The organism is uncultured Aquimarina sp., assembly GCF_947495315.1.
Taxonomy (GTDB): domain Bacteria; phylum Bacteroidota; class Bacteroidia; order Flavobacteriales; family Flavobacteriaceae; genus Aquimarina.
Genome location: NZ_CANLYD010000002.1, coordinates 81517 through 101287, shown reverse-complemented (window position 1 = coordinate 101287; position 19771 = coordinate 81517). Strand labels below are relative to the sequence as shown.

The following is a 19771-nucleotide window of genomic DNA, read 5'->3' as shown; positions in this document are numbered from 1 at the left end:
AAATGTGTTACTAATTCATTAGTTCTTCTATCTCTTCCGCTTCAATAGGAATATTTGCCATTAAATTAAAAGGACCCCTTTTTTCCTGTATCACAACGTCATCTTCCAATCGTATTCCAAAACCTTCATCTGGGATATAGATACCAGGTTCAACGGTAAAGACCATATTAGCTTGCATTGGCTCGGTTAAGATTCCATAATCATGCGTATCCAATCCAATATGATGAGAAGTACCGTGCATAAAATACTTTTTGTAAGCTGGCCAATCTGGGTCTTCATTTTGCACATCGGCTTTATCGATAAGACCTAGTCCTAATAATTCTGAAGTCATAATTTTACCAACTTCTACATGGTAATCTGCCCAAATAGCGCCAGGCACTAACATTTTCGTGGCTTCATTTTTTACTCGTAAAACTGCGTGATACACAGCTCTTTGCCGATCCGTAAATTTACCGGACACAGGAATTGTACGACTTAAATCACTAGAGTAATTAGCATATTCTGCAGCAATATCCATTAGGATTAACTCTCCTTCCTTACACTGTTGGTTATTTTCGATATAATGCAATACATTGGCATTATTACCACTTGCGATAATCGGAGTATATGCAAAACCTTTTGATCTGTGATTTATAAATTCGTGTAATAACTCAGCTTCAAGATTATATTCCCACACTCCTGGTTTTACAAAACCAAGTAATCTTCTGAATCCTTTTTCCGTGATGTTGCAAGCGGTTTGCATCAGATCAATTTCTATTGGATCTTTTACAGAACGTAATCGCTGTAGAATAGGGTTACTTTTTGCAACAGAATGAGCAGGATATTTAGCTTTCCACCATTTAGTAAAACGATCTTCTCTGGTTTCGGTTTCTACATTTGATCTATAATGCTCATTTGTATTTACATAAACGGTATCACATTGTGTCATGATCTCAAAGAATATTTTCTCCAGATCCTGTAACCAATACACGGTTTTGATTCCTGAAGTTTCAAAAGCCTTTTCTTTGGTTAATTTTTCGCCTTCCCAGATAGCAATTAATTCACTGGTTTCTTTTAGGAATAAGATTTCACGGTGTTTTTCATTTGGCGCATCCGGAAAAAGTATTAATATACTTTCTTCTTGATCTACCCCACTTAGATAAAAAATATCTCTATGCTGCTCAAAAGGCATTGTACTATCAGCGCTAATAGGATAAATATCATTACTATTAAAAACTGCAATACTATTAGGTTTCATCTTAGCTACAAAATTCTTTCTGTTCTTTATAAAGAGCCTTTTATCTATCAGGTGATATTTCATATGTTCAATGTATTAAGTGTGTATTATGTAATTCCAAAAATACTAAAGCCAAAAGGATGTATTGTTAAACAATATCTAAAAATTTTGACACTATATTAGCATTATATACTTTCAGCCAACTAAATTTCCATCGTAATGAAAACATACATCTCATCTTTTTTACTATTATTCGTTAGTATTTCTATTTTTTCTCAGCAACCAGCAACACAAGCTGAAGAGATTCAAAAAGGATTATTACAAAAAAAACAACTAGAAAAATCATCTCTGGTGAAGAATGTTCCTTTTGAAAACATAGGCCCATCCGTTATGAGTGGTCGTGTGGTAGATGTGGATGTAAATCCTGAAAACACAGCAGAATTTTATGTTGGGTATGCCTCTGGTGGATTGTGGTATACAATAAATAATGGAGCTACTTTCGAACCTGTATTGGATAATGCCGAAACTATCAATGTAGGCGATATCGCTGTGGATTGGAAAAATGGAACCATTTGGGTTGGTACTGGAGAAAATAATTCATCCAGATCATCTTATGCAGGAATAGGAATTCTAAAATCCAATGACAAAGGAAAAACCTGGCAAAATGTTGGACTGATTGATTCTCATCATATCGGAAGAATTATAATAAACCCTACTAATTCTGATGAGGTGATAGTTGGTGCTACAGGACATCTGTATTCTAATAATGATGAAAGAGGGATATATAAAACTACAGACGGAGGGACTACCTGGAAAAAAACATTGTTTATTAATAACGAAACAGGAATTATTGATGTTGCTTATGCTCCTGACAATTTCAATATTATGTATGCTGCAGCTTGGGATAAGGATCGTAAAGCGTGGAATTTTGAAGGAAACGGATCTGGTTCTGGTATTTATAAAAGTACAGATGCTGGTAACACTTGGAATAAAATTTCATTAGAAGGAAGTGGTTTCCCAACAGGAAACGGAGTAGGAAGAATAGGATTGGCAGTTTTTGACTCCAATACTTTATATGCGGTTCATGATAGTCAATTTAGAAGAGATGAAAGTAAAAAGACAGAAAAAAGTTCTGGGCTCTCTAAGGATGATTTTAAAACCATGTCTGTAGATGCTTTTTTAAATTTAGAAGACAAAAAGCTGAATCGTTACTTAAAAACAAATGGATTTCAAGAAAAATATCGTGCGGAAAATGTAAAGCAAATGGTGCGTAGTGGTTCTGTGAAGCCAATTGATTTAGCGAAGTATTTAGAAAATGCAAATGCGGCGCTTTTTGATACTCCAGTTATTGGAGCCGAAGTATACAGAAGTGATGACGGAGGTAAAACCTGGAAAAAAACACATAAAGAATACCTAGACGATATTTTTTATAGTTATGGATATTATTTTGCGCAGATACAGGTTAATCCTGCTAATAAAGATCATATCTATATCTCAGGAGTACCGATTCTAAAATCAAAAGATGGAGGAAAAACGTATAAAAGTATTAGCGCAGAAAATGTGCACGCGGATCATCATTCACTTTGGATAAACCCTAATAATCCAAACCATCTTATTAACGGAAATGATGGTGGTGTCAATATTACTTATGATGATGGAGAGCACTGGATCAAAGCGAATCAACCCAGTGTAGGACAGTTTTATGCAATTAATGTTGATCATGAGAAACCATATAATGTGTATGGAGGATTGCAGGATAACGGAGTTTGGGTTGGTTCTGTGAATGCACAAGAAGATGTTTCCTGGCATCAAAGTGGTCATTATCCTTGGAAAAGTATTATGGGAGGTGATGGTATGCAGGTGCAGATTGATAATCGAGATAGTAATATTGTGTATACTGGGTTTCAGTTTGGAAATTATTTTAGATTGGATCGATCAACTGATGAACAAACCTATATTCAGCCAAAACATGAATTAGGAGAATCACCGTACCGATTTAATTGGCAAACACCTATTTTATTATCACCACACAATCAGGATATTCTGTATTTAGGCGGAAATAAATTGATGAGATCGATGAATCAAGGAGATGAGTGGGCAGCAATTTCTGATGATCTTACGAACGGTGGTAAAAAAGGAAATGTGGCATACGGTACATTAACTTCAATTTCTGAATCAGTATTTCAGTTTGGGTTGATATACACAGGTAGTGATGATGGTTTGGTTTATGTTACTAAAAACGCAGGAGGAAACTGGAATAAAATTTCAGATAGTTTTCCAAAAGATTTATGGGTTTCCCGAGTTGTTGCCTCTACACACAAAAAAGAGCGAGTTTATGTAAGCTTAAATGGATATCGATGGGATGACTTTACTGCGTATGTATATATGAGTGATGACTATGGTCAAACCTGGAAAAACATAGGAAGAGAATTACCTACATCTGCAGTTAACGTAATAAAAGAAGATCCTAAAAATGAAAATGTGTTGTATGTCGGTTCGGATAATGGTGCTTATGTTTCTTTGGACAAAGGAAATACTTGGCAAGTATTTTCTAATGGAGTACCAAATGTAGCGGTTCACGATATTGTGGTACAACCCGAAGCCAACGATTTGTTGTTAGGAACTCATGGTAGAAGTATTTATAAAACAAATATAGAACCACTACAAAATTTAAATGCAGAAGTCCTTGCTTCTGGTTTGTATTTATATCCAATGAGGACTGTAAAAGCTTCTCCACGTTGGGGAAGCTCCTGGAGTAAGTGGTTAGATGCTTATGAGCCTTCTACTACTATTAAGTATTATGCAAATAATTCTGAAACAACTACTGTTAAGATTACAACTGAAAGCGGAAAAACACTTCAGGAGTTTTCTTCAGATTCTGATAAAGGACTTAATTATGTAGCGTATGATCTTACAATTTCTGAAAAAGGAAGAAAAGCATTGTTAAAAGAGTTTCCGGATGAAGAAATTACAAAAAAGAAAAACGGCAAATATTATCTTCCTGTTGGAAAATACGAAGTAATTATTTCAAATGGGGAACAAACAAAAAAAGTCCCTTTTGAGGTAAAATAAAACATAAACTTAGATTTATTACGTTTAGGATTTATTACACAATTATATAAAGACAATCAATCTTTTTGCGTTACTTTATATTAAAGTTTATTAACCAACGTAATGAAAGTAAACCCCTACAATACGGTCATCTTTTTAGGATGCCTGACACTTGTTGTTATGGCATTGTGGAAGCTACTTGTTTATTGGAAAAAGGGCAAAACCTATCGTTTTTTTTACGGAATCTTAATTACCGCTAATCTTGTAATTATACAGGTACTTCTAATGGATTTTGGAGTTCATAAGGAGCATGCTTGGATACTGACTTTTTTTATCCCCTTTCAATATCTGTCGCCAGTATATTTTACAGGATTTATTTGTTACTATCTAAAAAAAGAAGAAGTATATAAAAGGAATCGAAATTACTTGTTCCTTCCGTTTATTGGTTTTTTTGTATTATACACGATACTTAAGGTGAATGTTTTCCTGGATTACGCATGGATTTCTAAAGAAGTTTTCACCATAATTCATACAGAAGTTGATGAAAACTCAACATTGACATTTAGTATTATTCTTAGTATTTGGAATCTTTTGATTATTCGTAAGTATGAAAATACTATTGGCAAACTATCTTTTGATCAGGTAAGGAAAAAAACACAATGGATTAAAAGCATTGTTGCCGTATTTATTACGTTCAATATTATTTGGTTATTGACGATTGTTCTATTTTTTATAAGAGAAGATATAAGCGGTCATTTTCCATACTATCCATTTTGGATCTTATATCTACTGTTTTTTTATACGTTTTTATATTTGGGATCAACGCATCTTAATGAAGTATCTAAAAGAAAACAATCTGAGGAAGAAGCAGTGCAAAAAGCAATTCAGAATTTTAGGATGTCAGGACTTAATCATATGTTTTCAGAAGAAGAGCTAGAATTGATCCATTATGACAAGCCATCTCAGATTACAGGGATATTGAGTTATTTTTCTACATCTTTATTTGATAAAAATAAGCTTGAAGATGTATTGTGGGATATTGTAGAGAATTGTATAGCATATTTGCAATTAGAAGACTGTATCATCTATATTATAGATGCATCAAAAAATGTACTTATTCAGAAAGCTGCATTTGGTAATAAAAACCAGGGAGAACGTAAAATATTAAGTCCGATAGAAATTTCTCTTGGAGAAGGAATTGTAGGACAGGTTGCCCAATCAGGAGAGTATGAGTGTGTATATAATGTGACCTATGATGATCGATATGTTGTGGACGATATTAGTCGAAAATCTGAATTAGCTGTTCCGATTATGATTGAAGACACGGTTATAGGGGTTTTAGATTCTGAACATTCCGAAGAAGGTTTTTTTGATGAACATCATATCCTTCTGTTTCAACTAATAGCTAAACTAACAGCAAAGAAGCTTTCACAGATTAATATTAAGAATACTACTAATATTACCAATGACAATTTGTATTTTAAAGAACTTCATTTTTTAATGAAAGAGGCTAAGATTTACAGAGACTCCAATCTAGGTCTGGATAGCATTTCTAAAATGTTGAAGATAAGCAGTAATTATTTATCGCAAATGGTGAATAAATTAAGTGGATCTAATTTTTCGGATTATGTAAATAGCTTTCGTATCGATGACGCTAAGTCTAAACTAAAGGATCCAAAATTTACAAATTACACGATATTAGACATTGCTTTAGAATCAGGTTTTAATTCTAAATCTACTTTTTATAGCGCTTTTAAAAAACATACAGGTATATCACCCAAAGAATATAGGGAAACCCCCTAAATACTGTCCGAATTCTTTGAAATTCAAATTTTTCGGACACCTCGATTTCTTTCCATTGCTAGGTTTGTTGCATTAATTTTTAAATCGTAAAAAAATGAAAGCAATGACAAATTTAGTGAGGCTTATTACTGTAGTAATTTTATCTGTATTTATTTTTTCTTGTGAAGGAGAGGATGGTGCCGTTGGTCCACAAGGAGAACAAGGGCCACAAGGGGAACAAGGAGAACCCGGAACAGCAAACGTGATGTATTCTGATTGGATAGATTCTGGATTTGAAAATGATATTACCGATGGTTTCGATGCGTTTAATATAGACGCTCCAGAAATCACACAAGAAATTTTGGATACAGGTACGATTTTGGTTTATGCCAGAAGCACAACCAACACAATTTACCAGGTTCCGGTTACATTTTATGGTTTCTTAAACGAAAACTACTTCTTCAGAGTAATTAATGCGGGAACACTTAATATTGGTGTAGAGGGAGTAGGTATTAATGATATAGGAGAACCATTTCTAAATGATGTTTTTAGATATATAATTATTCCTGGAGGAGTGGCTATAAATAGTTCGAGATCTTCAGAGGATCTTAAACACATGAGTTATAAAGAAATAACGACACTATTTAATATACCGAAATAACCCTTAGACTCTACTATTTATTATTTAGGATTTGTAGCAGTGAGCAAGACATTTTTGTTCACTGCTTCGTTTTCTAATATCTTAGAATCATTTATGAAGTAAAAGTTTTGAAGTAAATTAGTGTCTATAAAAAAGTTTTCTATGACACTTACCATGAGCATTCCTGCATTATTGTTTCCAGCAATATCTTTAACAATGTTAGCCTATAATGCCAGATACCTTGCCATTGCAGGGCTAATACGTCAGTTACACAAAGAATATCTGACTTCTCCATCAAAGAATACAGTATTACAAATAAAAAACCTCAGAAAACGATTGTGGTTGATAAGAAACATGCAAGCAATTGCTATTATTAGTTTTCTTACCAGTGTAGTCACTATGTTTTTACTATATGTAGAAGAAAATAGTTTGGCCAATTTAATATTTGGGATAAGTTTATTTGCCTTAATGATTTCGCTTTTTTTATCATTTATTGAGGTTCAGATTTCTACAAAAGCATTATCTATAAGGTTAGACAGAATTGAAGAAAACAATTAGAAATTCTTATATTGTTAGGATCATTATTTTTTAACCAACTTTAAATGCTCCAGAATGAACTTTTTAATAATGTAATGCAAGATTTCAATACGGGTTATTGGGAGTTACATCGCGATCCGTATAGAGAAAATTGGTCAGATAGATTTTATGAAATCCTTGGATATTCTAGAAATGATATAGAATCTAATTTTGATTATTTTTTAGAGCATCTTATCCATAAAGAAGACATTGATGTCTTTAGGGACAATTTTTTAAATTATCGAATAAATTCTGTAAACTTCAAACAACATATTAAGATACTGAACAAAAAAGGCAAGTATCAATTGTTTCGATGTGTTACGAATGACGCATTACCAGTAAACATTAAAGCTGAAACTAGTTTCGTTTTTTTCTTTGAAATAAAGCTGGAACCTGAAAATACAATTAAAAAAGACAATTTCTATTATAAAGAAACCGCCCAGATGACCTCCACTGGAAGCTGGTATGTGGATTTTCATAAAAAAGGAAGTTATTGGGATTTTGAAACCTATAGAATACTTGAATACCCAGAAGATTACAAACCTTCTCTAAAAGATTCAGCTAACTATTACACAGAAGATTGTAGACAATTGGCCGCTGATTGTTTCTTTAATTGTGCTATGATGGGGACACCGTTTAATACCGAAATAAAAATGGTCACGGCTAATAAGAGAGAATTTTGGGCAAGAGCAATCGGAAAACCTGTGTACAATGAAAATAAAGAGATTATCGGTATTCGAGGTGTATTTCAGGATATTGATGATATAAAAAGTAAAGAAATTAGACTACAGAAATCTGTGGATATTATAGCCGCTCAGAATTCTAGACTATTTAATTTTGCGCATATTGTTTCTCATAATCTTAGATCACATACCAGTAACTTATCTCTGCTAGTTCAACTTATAGAAGATATTGATGATCCTAAGGAAAAAGAAGAATTAATTAAAGAAGTGAAAACCATTTCCTCTAACCTAAACACTACAATAGAGCACCTTAACGAAGTTGTTACCGTACAAACCAATAATAAACAAGAAAGAGTACCTGTAAAATTTAAAGATGCTTTAAAATTGGTGATCAATGGAATCAGTCATGTGATTAGCAATAGTAATAGTCAAATACGGTCTGATTTTAGTGAATTCGAAGAAATCGATTATATACCGGCTTATCTGGAGAGTATTTTACTCAACTTAATTACCAATGCAATTAAGTATAAACATCCGGACAGAGACCCAATCATTATAATAAAAACATATATTGATGAAGGAAATAAGTACCTAAAGGTTTCGGATAATGGAATGGGAATTGATATGGCACTTTTTAAGGATAAAGTGTTTGGGATGTATAAAACCTTTCATTACAACAAAGATGCTGTAGGTATTGGGTTGTTCTTAACCAAAAACCAAGTAGAATCTATGGATGGCACTATAAATGTAGAAAGTGAGGTTGATAAAGGAACAACTTTTACCATTGAATTTTAAACACACACAATTCTTATATAATGGGCGATAAAATAGGAGTAGCATGCATTATCGATGATGATAGTGTATATGTGAATTTAGTGAAACGAATAATTGAGGCAAAACAGCTTTGCCAGAACTTATTAGTTTTTGAAAACGGAAAGAAAGCTTTAGGATATTTTGAAGCAATTTTGAGCAATTTGAATGAAGAAAGCATTCCCGAAATTATCTTTTTAGATCTTAATATGCCGGTAATGGACGGGTGGGAGTTTTTAGAAGAATTCATTACAATTAAGAATAAATTCGGAAAAGTAATTACAGTCTATATCGTAAGTTCTTCTATTAATCCGCTGGATATTAAGAAAGCAAAAAGCATAAAGAGTGTTAAGGATTATCTAATAAAGCCAGTTACAATAAGAGAGTTAGAATCTATTTTTAGCACAGCTTAAAAATAATTGAGGCCTCAATAGAGGCCTCAATGAAAATATTTTGACAAACAATATTTACATTTGTGATACTCTTAATGTATTTACCATTCCTTTTTGCGCTACAGGCATAGCAGCAAGATTAATTAACATATCACCTTTTTCTACAAAACCACGTTTTAAGGCTAAATTATTAACATCCTGCACTGTCTCATCTGTACTAACATACTTGTCATAATAAAACGCTTTTACTCCCCAAAGAAGACTAAGTTGAGATAGGATTCTTCTGTTGCTTGTAAAAACCAGAATATGAGCTCCTGGTCTCCAGGCGGAAATCTGAAAAGCAGTATATCCACTATTGGTTAATGTACAAATGGCTTTGGCATTTATATCATTCGCCATATGTGCCGCGTGATAACAGATAGATTTTGTAATAAATCGATTTGTTCTTATGTGTGGAGGATTTTGAGGAACTTGTATCAAATCAGAGTTCTCCACACTATTAATTATTTTAGTCATAGTTTCGATAACCTGCACAGGATATTTACCCACTGATGTTTCACCAGATAACATCACTGCATCAGCACCATCCATAACAGAATTAGCTACATCATTAACTTCGGCACGAGTTGGAGTTAAACTATCGATCATAGTTTCCATCATTTGCGTCGCTATAATCACCGGTATTCTGGCCGTTTTAGCTTTTAAAACCAGTTTCTTTTGTATTAAAGGAACCTCTTGAGCAGGAATTTCTACCCCAAGATCTCCTCTTGCAACCATTAAACCATCGCAATACGCAACAATCTTATCGATGTTTTCTACTCCTTCTGGTTTTTCAATTTTTGCAACAATAGGAATTTTATGTTCACTATGCTCTTTTATTAAATCCTGTAATCCCATGAGATCCTGAGCATGACGCACAAAAGACAACGCCATCCAATCCACTTGCAAACCACAGGCAAAAATTGCATCTTTAACATCTTTTTCCGTAAGTGCAGGCAAGGAGATATCAGTGTTTGGTAGGTTTACCCCCTTTTTAGATCTCAAAGGTCCGCCTTGAATTACTTTTGCTTTAACAGTATCCTTATTGTTAGTTGAAACTACTTCAAAAATTAATTTTCCATCATCCAGTAAAATTCGTTCTCCTGATTTTACATCTTTAGGGAAACTGGCGTAGTTCATATAAACACTTTCCGCAGTACCTTCAAAAGGTTTCCCTGTAACAAAATTAATAAAATCGCCATCATTAACAATGACATCACCTTTCATAACACCTACTCTTAATTTAGGTCCTTGTAAATCTGCTAATATAGATGCATTATAACCGTGCTCCGAACTTAAATCACGGATCATTTTTACTCGCTCTTTTACATCTTCATAGTCAGCATGAGAAAAGTTAATTCTAAAAACGTTTACACCTGCATCTAGCATATTTTTCAATACTTCCTTAGTACTGGTAGCAGGTCCAAGTGTTGCCACTATTTTAGTCTTTTTCGTTTTTGGCATTATTCAAATATTAAATTGTTCTTTGATTTTAGTTGTGTATAATCCACTACATAGGCTGTTATGACTTGTGGAATAGTAAGTAGTTTACTTGTCAATGATTTACTCGAAAACTGAAAAGTTTCGGCTTCTATCTTCAAAAAGTAATCTACATTTTTTAATTCAGGAATTAGATATTTAGTAACATAATTATCTTCTTCTTCCGCAGCAAATAACCCTTGTACAGCTGCAGTTTCTGATTCAATTTTTGTTCTGAATTTATTTCCCAAAAGGCTATAGGTATTATATTGAAAATGATCGTGATATTGAAACAGCGGAAAACTTGCCGAATGTGTATCATATTCAAATTTTATATCTTGTTTTTTTCTGAAAAGCCGAAGACCCACATATTTGTTTAACCCAAAGGCTAATCGATATGAAGCTAACGAACAATGAATGGCAATTAGGTCATAATCATCATCCACAATGGTATCTAAAACTAACCTTTGGATCGCCATTAGAATTTACATTTTTCCAGAATTATCGAGAAATATACAAATAAAATCTCCGTAGAAGTTTAATAAAACATAAAGATATTATACGAAAACGATTGAGTTAGTATCTTTTAGCTGAGCTTGGACAAAACTGAGCATAAAATGACAATTTTGTAATCTATTAACACCTTTTTTAGGATAGAAATAAAAGAATGGTTCTGTTTTAAGGAAAATTAATTTTTGACTGGAATGCGAAATAAGCTCTTTTTGATGCTTTTTCTTCTGCTTTTTTCTTAGAAGTTGCTCTCGCTTTTGCGACTACCTTTTCATCAATCCAAAGTTTTACCGCAAAATGTTTCATTTCATCTTTTCCGGTATCTTCATAGATTTCATAGTTAAAGTTTTTCTTTACTTTTTGACACCATTCTATCAATAAACTTTTATAACTAATAATCTGTCCTTCGAGACTTTCTATATCTACATAGGGATTGATAACGGCCTCGTGTATAAAACGCTCACAATAGACAAATCCTCTATCAAGATAAATAGCACCGATCAATGCTTCGAATAGATTACCATGAATATTTATACCGAATTGCGATTTTGGGATGTTTGTACGAACAAGATCAATTAATTTGAGATCTTTCCCCAGTTCGTTCAAATGTTTCCTGCTTACTACTTTGGCTCTCATTTTAGTAAGATATCCTTCATTACCTTCAGGAACTTCCTTAAACAAGTGAGCCGCAATAACACTACTTAGCATCGCATCACCCAAGAATTCTAGCCTTTCATAATTAACAGCATTCCCTTTTTTGTCTTTTAGGTTCAGCGATCTATGTGTAAAAGCTTTTTCGTAAGGCGCAATGCTCTTAGGTTTGAATCCAAGAATATTTTGAATTTTGGAAAAAAAATTCCCGTTCTTTTCAGAGCGGGAATTTAATATGTTGCGAATAACACTCATTATTATTCGTCTAGTTTTTTAAATAATACACAAGCATTATGACCTCCGAAGCCAAATGTATTGCTCATTGCATACGTAATATCACGTTTTTGTGCTTTGTTTAAAGTTAAATTTAACCTACTATCTATGTTTTCATCCACTGTAGTGTGATTGATTGTTGGAGGAACTATACCGTGTTGCATAGCAAGTATAGAAGCAATTGATTCTATAGCTCCAGCCGCACCAAGTAAGTGTCCAGTCATAGATTTTGTTGAATTTATATTCATGGTAGGTGCATGATCACCAAAAACTTTAGTAATTGCTTTCAGTTCTGCAACATCTCCTAAAGGAGTGGATGTTCCGTGAGTGTTTATAGCGTCTACTTGTTCTGGTTGTACACCGGCATCTCTTAAACAGTTAAGCATTACACGTTCTACTCCAATCCCATCTGGATGAGGGGCGGTCATGTGATAAGCATCACTAGACATTCCACCACCAACAACCTCTGCATAGATCTTTGCACCACGTGCTTTAGCGTGTTCATACTCTTCAAGAATAAGAGCTCCACCACCTTCTCCTAATACAAAACCATCTCTGGTAGCATCAAAAGGTCTAGAGGCAGTTTCTGGACTCTCATTTCTTGTTGATAAAGCATGCATAGCATTAAATCCTCCCATACCGGCAATAGTAACTGCTGCTTCACTTCCTCCAGTAACAATGATATCACAATGTCCTAAACGAATATAGTTTAAAGCATCAATCATTGAATTGGCAGAAGAGGCACAAGCCGAAACCGTAGTATAGTTAGGTCCCATAAAACCATTTCTAATAGAAATATGTCCTGGAGCGATATCAGCGATCATTTTTGGGATGAAGAAAGGATTGAAACGAGGTGTTCCATTCCCATTGGCATAACCAATTACTTCTTCCTGAAAAGTTTCTAATCCACCAATACCAGCACCCCAGATAACACCAACTCTAAATTTATCAACCTTCTCAAGGTCAATAGCAGCATCTTTTATTGCTTCTTCTGAAGAAACAATAGCGTACTGCGCAAATTTATCAAGCTTACGTGCTTCTTTTCTTTCGAAATAATCTGTGGGATTGTAATTTTTGACTTCGCAAGCAAATTTAGTCTTGAAATGTTCGGTATCGAAATAAGTAATGGGTGCGCAACCGCTCTTACCATTTACCAATCCATCCCAATATTCTTCAATATTGTTACCGATGGGCGTTAATGCCCCTAGTCCTGTGACTACAACTCGCTTAAGATTCATATTGTTTTGTGAAGTTATTACTTTGCGTCTTCAATATAAGATATTGCTTGACCAACTGTTGCAATGTTTTCAGCTTGATCATCTGGAATCTGAATATCGAATTCTTTTTCGAATTCCATAATCAATTCTACAGTGTCTAACGAATCAGCGCCTAGGTCATTTGTGAAGCTAGCTTCAGTTACAACCTCATTTTCGTCTACTCCTAATTTGTCAACGATTATCGCTTTTACTCTTGATGCAATGTCTGACATAATGTTTAATTTTAATTTTTTAATTAGGTGGCAAAAATAAAAAACTTTATTTTAAAACCCCACAATCCTCTAAAAATGTATTTGTATTTTATCAAATATATGGAAGTATTGGCTTTTTGCTACCTAAAAATGGATAATAATTATTTTTTTTGTGCTCTCTAATTTAACAACTCTATATATGAAGCGTATCATAATTTTTGCTTCCGGTTCCGGTACCAATGCCGAAAATATAATTAAATACTTTCAAGAGCGGAAAACTGCTAAGGTAACACATGTGTTCTCTAACAACCTGCGTGCCAAAGTCTTAAAACGAGCTCATGCCCTGAGAGTAAAGGCTTTACATTTTGACAAAGAGTCATTTTATACAACTAATGAGGTGCTAAACATCATTAAAGATGCTCAACCTGATATTATTGTATTAGCTGGATTCTTATGGATTTTTCCAAAAAAGATCATTAATGCCTTTCCTGAAAAGGTAATTAACATTCATCCCGCTTTACTTCCTAAATATGGAGGAAAAGGCATGTATGGAAGCCATGTTCATGAGGCAGTAATAAAGAATAAGGAAAAAGAAAGCGGTATTACGATTCATTATGTAAATGAACACTATGACGAAGGAGCGATTGTTTTTCAGGCAAAAACTCCTGTAGAGAAAGATTACTCAGCTGAAGATGTAGCTAAGGCAATCCATACATTAGAATATAAATACTTTCCTGTCGTTATTGAAAAAGTGTTGGGATTGAGAGATGAGGTTTGAGAAAGTATGTGAGTTTTTGAGAGGTGAGTTGGTGAGAGTGAATAATAGCATTTGGGCAAGCTATACATTGTGTGTTTTTATTTAGTACCCTGAGGCTTTCGAAGGGCACTAAGTAAAAAGGATAAAACTTGTCCTGAGCTTGGTCGAAGGGTTGCTATCCCTAACGTAGAACCAACTAACAACAATCAATTAGTAACTGTCAACTAAATATGGGCAAGAAAGAAAAATTTTATGTTGTCTGGGAAGGTCACAGACCTGGAATCTATACCAAATGGGATGATTGCAAAGCAGCAGTAAAAGGATATGCAAGTGCAAAATATAAATCTTTTGAATCTTTTGATGTAGCAAAGAAAGCCTATAATGGAGATTATGAAGATTATAAAGGAAAAAGTAAACCAAAATCTTCTCTCACCAAAGAACAACTAGAAAAAATAGGAGAACCTAACTTATATTCTATAGCTGTAGATGCAGCTTCAAGTGGTAATCCAGGTAAAATGGAGTATAGAGGAGTAGATACACAGACAGAAAAACAGCTTTTTCACCAAGGGCCTTTCCCACAAGGCACAAATAACATAGGTGAGTTTTTGGCTTTAGTTCACGGATTGGCATACTTAAAAAAGAAAGGTAGTGATAGAATTTTATATACAGATTCTAAAATTGCTATGGGTTGGGTGCAGCGTAAAACCTGTAAAACAAAACTACAGCGCAATGCCAAAAATAAGGAAATGTTTGACCTAGTAGATCGGGCAATCATGTGGCTTAAAGAAAATAAGTACACTACTACAATAGTTAAATGGGAAACCAAAGCTTGGGGTGAAATCCCAGCAGATTTTGGCAGAAAGTAATTTGAAGAATCTTATTTAAATAATTCTAACACAAATAAAATGCTCCAGTTTTTTTCTGGAGCATTTTTTTAAATAATAAGATTCTTACATCTAATATACCGAATGAATCGATATACGATTACAAGCCCTTTTAGCTACCACAAGCTCCAAGATTACTCCATCCACTTGCTGTTCTTTGATATAAATCTCCGTTATAGGTAACTTGGTCTCCAGTAGAATAAGAAGTGTTACCATTATATGGCGCTACACCATCACATGGATCAGTACTAACAGGACCACAAGCTCCAAGATTACTCCATCCACTTGCTGTTCTTTGGTATAAATCTCCGTTATAGGTAACTTGATCTCCAACAGAATACGAATTGTTACCATTATATGGAGCTACCCCAGCGCAGATATCTCCGCTTGTATCAGGAAATGGATATATTGTACCAATAAATTGTTTATCAGTGTCTGATAATCGATTATTAGAACCTACTCCAACTCCATCAAGAGTATGTTCTGCAGGAATTGGGTAATGCATAATAGATAGAGGGTCATACGTGCTATAGTTAGTTATACTAGCCTCATAGCGTCTAAATAGATTGTTATCAACCTGCGCTCTAGACCAGTTATTTGGTGGTCCTGCATAATAGGCATATACAGTTTCTTTATCCCAGTTAATACCAGCTACAGGATTTTGGTGTTCATGGATCAACCCAAGTGCATGTCCAAATTCGTGAATAGTTGTTCTTCTAAATTCTGAATCAGTAGTGTTATCATTAAACCACCCAAAATGCATACTATGTGCATAGCTATTAGAATCGGTTCCTAAATAAGACCAAGAACCTGCTTCATTTGCATATTGACCTTCTCTAAAGGCAATTTTAATGTTCGCGCTGCTATTAGAAGAAACCCATTCGAATTTTAGGTTTGCATAGTTCTCCCATTCTACAGCATATTGTCTAACCTTGGATTGAACAAAACTATTTCCGTTTAAGAATTTTACACGTATAGTTTGACCTGTTTCCCATTGTTTATCTTTAACGCTGGTTGCTTTTGCACCGTCTGGAGCATCCCATTTTGCGATACACACGTGAGCTATTTTTGCATTGTCGATCTGACTTTCTTGAAATACTTCTTCAGTATCTTTTTCACAATTGAATAGAGAAAATGAAACTAGTGTAGCTAGGGCAAGTCTAGCCAGTTTATTTTTTTTCATAGTAATGTTGAGTTTGTTAAATATTTCATAAAATTAACAAAAATTTAGTAGGAATACAAATTTATTTGAAAGAAAATACAGAAAAAACATCTTTTATATGTGCTAAAACCATAACAATAAAAACCTGAAAATAAGTTCTTTAATCATCATAAATAGGGCTAAAAAACACCTTTTTCTTTTGCATTATTGTTTTAAGGATTGTTTAAAATAAAAGTTAAAATAATCCGATATTTTTAAAAATGATTCTGTGTTTAAAGTATAAGGTTTACTAGAGGGTATGTTCGATTTTTGGCAGAAAATTAAGCTTTAAATTAATCTGCCTACTACTCAAAACTAAAACGTATATTTGCAAAAAAATATTACGCTATTTTTATGAGTAAATTACTTATTGTAGGCACCGTAGCCTTTGATGCTATTGAGACACCATTTGGTAAAACGGACAAGATCTTAGGCGGAGCCGCAACATATATAGGTCTTTCTGCAGCTAATTTTAATATACCTTCGGCAATAGTTTCTGTTGTGGGAGATGATTTTCCAGAGGAATATCTAACTATGCTTCAAAAGAAAAATATTGACACTTCTGCTGTAGAGGTTGTAAAAGGAGGTAAAACTTTCTTCTGGAGCGGAAGATATCATAATGATCTGAACTCTAGAGATACATTAGACACCCAGCTTAATGTATTAGCAGATTTTAATCCGGTGGTTCCTGAGAATTATAAAGATTCAGAAATTGTAATGTTAGGAAATTTACACCCTTTAGTTCAGCTTAGCGTTTTAGAACAAATGTCATCTAAGCCTAAGTTAGCCGTTTTGGACACTATGAATTTTTGGATGGACAATGCCTTGGAGGATTTGATGAAGGTTATTGCAGAAGTAGATGTAATTACTATTAATGACGAAGAAGCAAGGCAGCTAAGTGGAGAGTATTCATTGGTAAAAGCTGCTAGAGCAATTGAGAAAATGGGACCGAAGTATGTAGTCATTAAAAAGGGAGAACACGGAGCATTATTGTTTCACAATGATCAAATTTTCTTTGCACCAGCATTACCATTAGAAGAAGTATTCGACCCTACTGGAGCTGGAGATACATTTGCTGGAGGTTTTGCTGGATATTTAACAAAAACAGGAGACCTCTCTTTTGAGAATATGAAAAAAGCAATCATTCATGCTTCTAATCTGGCTTCTTTTTGTGTAGAGAAATTTGGTACAGAAAGAATGGAAGACTTAAAACGAGAAGAAGTTCAGAAACGACTTCTGGAATTTAGGGAATTAACACAATTCGAAATAGAATTGTCTTAAATAATAAATTATTAAGCCCTGCTCATTTCGTGTAAGGGCTTTTTTAATTGGCTATTAAATATTAGACCTACTATAACACAACAATAGAATTTTTGGAATACAATGAGTGATGCCTTAAAACATGAATGCGGAATAGCATTTATTAGATTATTAAAACCATTAGAGTATTATAAGGAAAAATACGGAAGTGCATTTTATGGAGTAAATAAAATGTATCTTATGATGGAAAAGCAACATAATCGCGGACAGGATGGAGCTGGGTTTGCTAGTATTAAATTAGACACACCTCCTGGAGAACGATATATAAGCAGAGTTCGTTCGAGTGAATCACAGCCAATTCAAGATATTTTTTCGCAAATTAATGATAGAATTAATAAGGAATTGGTAGAACATCCTGAGTATGCTGATGATGTTGATCTACAGAAAAAAAACATCCCTTATATAGGAGAGGTATTATTAGGTCATGTTCGTTATGGTACATTTGGTAAAAACAGTGTAGAAAGCGTACATCCGTTTTTAAGACAAAACAACTGGATGCATCGTAACCTGATAGTGGCGGGTAATTTTAATATGACTAATAATAATGTACTATTTGATAATTTAGTACGATTAGGTCAGCACCCTAAGGATCATGTGGATACAGTGACCGTAATGGAAAAAATCGGCCATTTTTTGGATTCCGAAGTTGCCAAACTGTATAAGAAACTTAAAAAGGAAGGGTATAGTAAAGTAGATGCTTCTCCTGAAATTGTAGAAAGATTAAATGTTGTCAAAATCCTTAAGAAATCATCTAGAGATTGGGATGGAGGTTATGCTATGGCTGGAATGCTAGGCCATGGGGATGCTTTTGTTCTTAGAGACCCTGCAGGAATAAGACCAGCTTATTATTATCAAGATGATGAGGTAGTCGTTGTGGCTTCTGAAAGACCTGTAATTCAAACAGTATTTAATGTTCCATTTGATAAGGTCATAGAATTAGATCCAGGAAAAGCTATTATTGTTAAAAAAGATGGGAAAACATCTATAAGTAAAATTATAGAGCCGTTAGAAAGAAAAGCCTGTTCTTTTGAACGTATTTATTTTTCAAGAGGAAGTGATGCAGAAATTTATGAAGAGAGAAAGAATCTTGGTAAGCTAATCATGCCGCAAGTATTAAAGGAAATCGACCATGATACTGTCAATACTGTTTTTTCTTTTATACCAAACACTGCTGAAACATCTTTCTACGGGATGGTAGAAGCAGCACAAGATGAACTGAACAAACAAAAAAATGAAACCATACTTTCTGAGAAAGATTCGTTGACTGATGAACGATTGACAGAAATACTTTCTTCTCGATTGAGAACAGAAAAGTTAGCGATTAAAGACGCTAAACTGCGTACATTTATTACAGAAGATAGTAGTAGAGATGATTTAGTAGCTCACGTATATGATGTTACCTATGGAGTGGTAAAACACCAAGACAATCTGGTAATAATAGATGATAGTATAGTAAGAGGGACAACATTAAAGAAAAGTATTATCAAGATGCTCGACAGGTTAAAACCTAAAAAAATTATAGTTGTTTCTTCTGCTCCTCAGATTCGTTATCCTGATTGTTACGGAATCGATATGGCACGACTGGAAGGGCTTATTGCTTTCAAAGCTTCATTAGAATTATTAAAAGAAAATGGCAATTATGATCTAGTAGAGCAAGTATATGAAAAATGTAAAGCGCAAGAGCACCTAGCGGATGAAGAAGTTCAGAATTTTGTAAAAGAGATATATGAAGGTTTCTCTGATCAGGAAATAAGTGATAAAATAGCAGAGTTACTAATAGATGATACAGTGAATGCAGATATAAAGATTATTTATCAAACTGTAGATAATCTTCATATTGCTTGTCCTAAGAATTTAGGAGATTGGTATTTTACAGGTGATTATCCAACCGTAGGTGGGAATAGAGTCGTAAATAAGGCGTTTATAAATTTTTTCGAAGGGAAAGATGAACGTGCATACTAAAAAAACGAAAAACCACGTTGTTAAAATCAGTTAATTTGTGTATTTCAACAAGTATTTTAGCTTTTCGTCTAAAACAT

17 protein-coding genes are annotated in these 19771 nt (G+C 33.9%); 10 read left to right on the top strand and 7 right to left on the bottom strand.

Annotated features, from left to right (window positions below):
* Nucleotides 1-10: 10 nt before the first annotated feature.
* The gene (locus Q0910_RS03905) at nucleotides 11-1300 is read right to left on the bottom strand and encodes an aminopeptidase P family protein (RefSeq protein WP_299212818.1); all 1290 of its coding nucleotides are present in this window, start codon (nucleotides 1298-1300) and stop codon (nucleotides 11-13) included.
* 135 nt (nucleotides 1301-1435) lie between these two features.
* Between Q0910_RS03905 and Q0910_RS03900 the strand changes: the two genes are divergently transcribed.
* From Q0910_RS03900 to Q0910_RS03875, 6 genes are all read left to right on the top strand, one after another.
* On the top strand, nucleotides 1436-4288 hold the full coding sequence (locus tag Q0910_RS03900) for a glycosyl hydrolase (RefSeq protein WP_299212816.1): 2853 nt from the start codon (nucleotides 1436-1438) through the stop codon (nucleotides 4286-4288).
* A gap of 102 nt (nucleotides 4289-4390) precedes the next feature.
* Complete coding sequence (locus Q0910_RS03895; RefSeq protein WP_299212814.1) at nucleotides 4391-6070, top strand: helix-turn-helix domain-containing protein; 1680 nt, start codon at nucleotides 4391-4393, stop codon at nucleotides 6068-6070.
* A 94-nt stretch (nucleotides 6071-6164) separates the two neighbouring features.
* A complete protein-coding gene (locus Q0910_RS03890) occupies nucleotides 6165-6710 on the top strand; it encodes a collagen-like protein (RefSeq protein WP_299212812.1) in 546 nt (181 codons plus the stop codon).
* A gap of 141 nt (nucleotides 6711-6851) precedes the next feature.
* Complete coding sequence (locus Q0910_RS03885; protein WP_118459780.1) at nucleotides 6852-7247, top strand: DUF2721 domain-containing protein; 396 nt, start codon at nucleotides 6852-6854, stop codon at nucleotides 7245-7247.
* Nucleotides 7248-7291: 44 nt separating this feature from the next.
* Nucleotides 7292-8743, top strand: coding sequence for a PAS domain-containing sensor histidine kinase (locus tag Q0910_RS03880; protein ID WP_299212810.1), 1452 nt, complete (start codon nucleotides 7292-7294; stop codon nucleotides 8741-8743).
* A 20-nt stretch (nucleotides 8744-8763) separates the two neighbouring features.
* Nucleotides 8764-9171 carry a response regulator gene (locus Q0910_RS03875; RefSeq protein ID WP_299212808.1) on the top strand — a complete coding sequence of 136 codons (408 nt, stop codon included), beginning with the start codon at nucleotides 8764-8766 and terminating at the stop codon, nucleotides 9169-9171.
* Nucleotides 9172-9225: 54 nt separating this feature from the next.
* On the opposite strand, the gene pyk is transcribed toward Q0910_RS03875, so the two are convergent.
* The 5 genes from pyk to Q0910_RS03850 all read right to left on the bottom strand — a co-directional run bounded on the left by pyk (nucleotide 9226) and on the right by Q0910_RS03850 (nucleotide 13591).
* A complete protein-coding gene (gene pyk, locus Q0910_RS03870; RefSeq protein WP_299212806.1) occupies nucleotides 9226-10653 on the bottom strand; it encodes a pyruvate kinase in 1428 nt (475 codons plus the stop codon).
* Entirely contained in the window at nucleotides 10653-11147 is a 495-nt protein-coding gene (locus Q0910_RS03865) for an IPExxxVDY family protein (RefSeq protein ID WP_299212804.1), read from the bottom strand. The genes pyk and Q0910_RS03865 overlap by 1 nt, the downstream gene beginning before the upstream one ends.
* A gap of 199 nt (nucleotides 11148-11346) precedes the next feature.
* Nucleotides 11347-12084: a ribonuclease III gene (rnc, locus tag Q0910_RS03860; protein WP_299212802.1), complete on the bottom strand. Its 738-nt coding sequence runs from the start codon at nucleotides 12082-12084 to the stop codon at nucleotides 11347-11349.
* A gap of 2 nt (nucleotides 12085-12086) precedes the next feature.
* Nucleotides 12087-13340: a beta-ketoacyl-ACP synthase II gene (fabF, locus tag Q0910_RS03855; RefSeq protein WP_299212800.1), complete on the bottom strand. Its 1254-nt coding sequence runs from the start codon at nucleotides 13338-13340 to the stop codon at nucleotides 12087-12089.
* 17 nt (nucleotides 13341-13357) lie between these two features.
* Nucleotides 13358-13591: an acyl carrier protein gene (locus tag Q0910_RS03850; RefSeq protein ID WP_027394586.1), complete on the bottom strand. Its 234-nt coding sequence runs from the start codon at nucleotides 13589-13591 to the stop codon at nucleotides 13358-13360.
* A 178-nt stretch (nucleotides 13592-13769) separates the two neighbouring features.
* On the opposite strand from Q0910_RS03850, the gene Q0910_RS03845 reads away from it, so the two are divergent.
* Both Q0910_RS03845 and Q0910_RS03840 read left to right on the top strand, forming a co-directional pair.
* Complete coding sequence (locus Q0910_RS03845) at nucleotides 13770-14348, top strand: phosphoribosylglycinamide formyltransferase (protein ID WP_299212798.1); 579 nt, start codon at nucleotides 13770-13772, stop codon at nucleotides 14346-14348.
* A 209-nt stretch (nucleotides 14349-14557) separates the two neighbouring features.
* The gene (locus tag Q0910_RS03840; RefSeq protein ID WP_299212796.1) at nucleotides 14558-15193 is read left to right on the top strand and encodes a ribonuclease H family protein; all 636 of its coding nucleotides are present in this window, start codon (nucleotides 14558-14560) and stop codon (nucleotides 15191-15193) included.
* Nucleotides 15194-15323: 130 nt separating this feature from the next.
* Here Q0910_RS03840 and Q0910_RS03835 read toward each other — a convergent pair whose 3' ends face one another.
* Nucleotides 15324-16394, bottom strand: a complete 1071-nt coding sequence (locus tag Q0910_RS03835; protein ID WP_299212794.1) for a matrixin family metalloprotease — start codon at nucleotides 16392-16394, stop codon at nucleotides 15324-15326.
* A gap of 372 nt (nucleotides 16395-16766) precedes the next feature.
* Between Q0910_RS03835 and Q0910_RS03830 the strand changes: the two genes are divergently transcribed.
* Nucleotides 16767-17693 carry a PfkB family carbohydrate kinase gene (locus tag Q0910_RS03830; RefSeq protein WP_299212792.1) on the top strand — a complete coding sequence of 309 codons (927 nt, stop codon included), beginning with the start codon at nucleotides 16767-16769 and terminating at the stop codon, nucleotides 17691-17693.
* Between the two features lie 102 nt (nucleotides 17694-17795).
* Complete coding sequence (locus Q0910_RS03825; protein ID WP_299212790.1) at nucleotides 17796-19694, top strand: amidophosphoribosyltransferase; 1899 nt, start codon at nucleotides 17796-17798, stop codon at nucleotides 19692-19694.
* Nucleotides 19695-19771 lie beyond the last annotated feature (77 nt).

What these genes read in the sequence shown, in the direction of transcription:
- Q0910_RS03905 (WP_299212818.1), bottom strand. Translation starts at nt 1,300, where the DNA reads ATGAAATATCACCTGATAGATAAAAGGCTCTTTATAAAGAACAGAAAG.
- Q0910_RS03900 (WP_299212816.1), top strand. Translation starts at nt 1,436, where the DNA reads ATGAAAACATACATCTCATCTTTTTTACTATTATTCGTTAGTATTTCT.
- Q0910_RS03895 (WP_299212814.1), top strand. Translation starts at nt 4,391, where the DNA reads ATGAAAGTAAACCCCTACAATACGGTCATCTTTTTAGGATGCCTGACA.
- Q0910_RS03890 (WP_299212812.1), top strand. Translation starts at nt 6,165, where the DNA reads ATGAAAGCAATGACAAATTTAGTGAGGCTTATTACTGTAGTAATTTTA.
- Q0910_RS03885 (WP_118459780.1), top strand. Translation starts at nt 6,852, where the DNA reads ATGACACTTACCATGAGCATTCCTGCATTATTGTTTCCAGCAATATCT.
- Q0910_RS03880 (WP_299212810.1), top strand. Translation starts at nt 7,292, where the DNA reads ATGCTCCAGAATGAACTTTTTAATAATGTAATGCAAGATTTCAATACG.
- Q0910_RS03875 (WP_299212808.1), top strand. Translation starts at nt 8,764, where the DNA reads ATGGGCGATAAAATAGGAGTAGCATGCATTATCGATGATGATAGTGTA.
- pyk (WP_299212806.1), bottom strand. Translation starts at nt 10,653, where the DNA reads ATGCCAAAAACGAAAAAGACTAAAATAGTGGCAACACTTGGACCTGCT.
- Q0910_RS03865 (WP_299212804.1), bottom strand. Translation starts at nt 11,147, where the DNA reads ATGGCGATCCAAAGGTTAGTTTTAGATACCATTGTGGATGATGATTAT.
- rnc (WP_299212802.1), bottom strand. Translation starts at nt 12,084, where the DNA reads ATGAGTGTTATTCGCAACATATTAAATTCCCGCTCTGAAAAGAACGGG.
- fabF (WP_299212800.1), bottom strand. Translation starts at nt 13,340, where the DNA reads ATGAATCTTAAGCGAGTTGTAGTCACAGGACTAGGGGCATTAACGCCC.
- Q0910_RS03850 (WP_027394586.1), bottom strand. Translation starts at nt 13,591, where the DNA reads ATGTCAGACATTGCATCAAGAGTAAAAGCGATAATCGTTGACAAATTA.
- Q0910_RS03845 (WP_299212798.1), top strand. Translation starts at nt 13,770, where the DNA reads ATGAAGCGTATCATAATTTTTGCTTCCGGTTCCGGTACCAATGCCGAA.
- Q0910_RS03840 (WP_299212796.1), top strand. Translation starts at nt 14,558, where the DNA reads ATGGGCAAGAAAGAAAAATTTTATGTTGTCTGGGAAGGTCACAGACCT.
- Q0910_RS03835 (WP_299212794.1), bottom strand. Translation starts at nt 16,394, where the DNA reads ATGAAAAAAAATAAACTGGCTAGACTTGCCCTAGCTACACTAGTTTCA.
- Q0910_RS03830 (WP_299212792.1), top strand. Translation starts at nt 16,767, where the DNA reads ATGAGTAAATTACTTATTGTAGGCACCGTAGCCTTTGATGCTATTGAG.
- Q0910_RS03825 (WP_299212790.1), top strand. Translation starts at nt 17,796, where the DNA reads ATGAGTGATGCCTTAAAACATGAATGCGGAATAGCATTTATTAGATTA.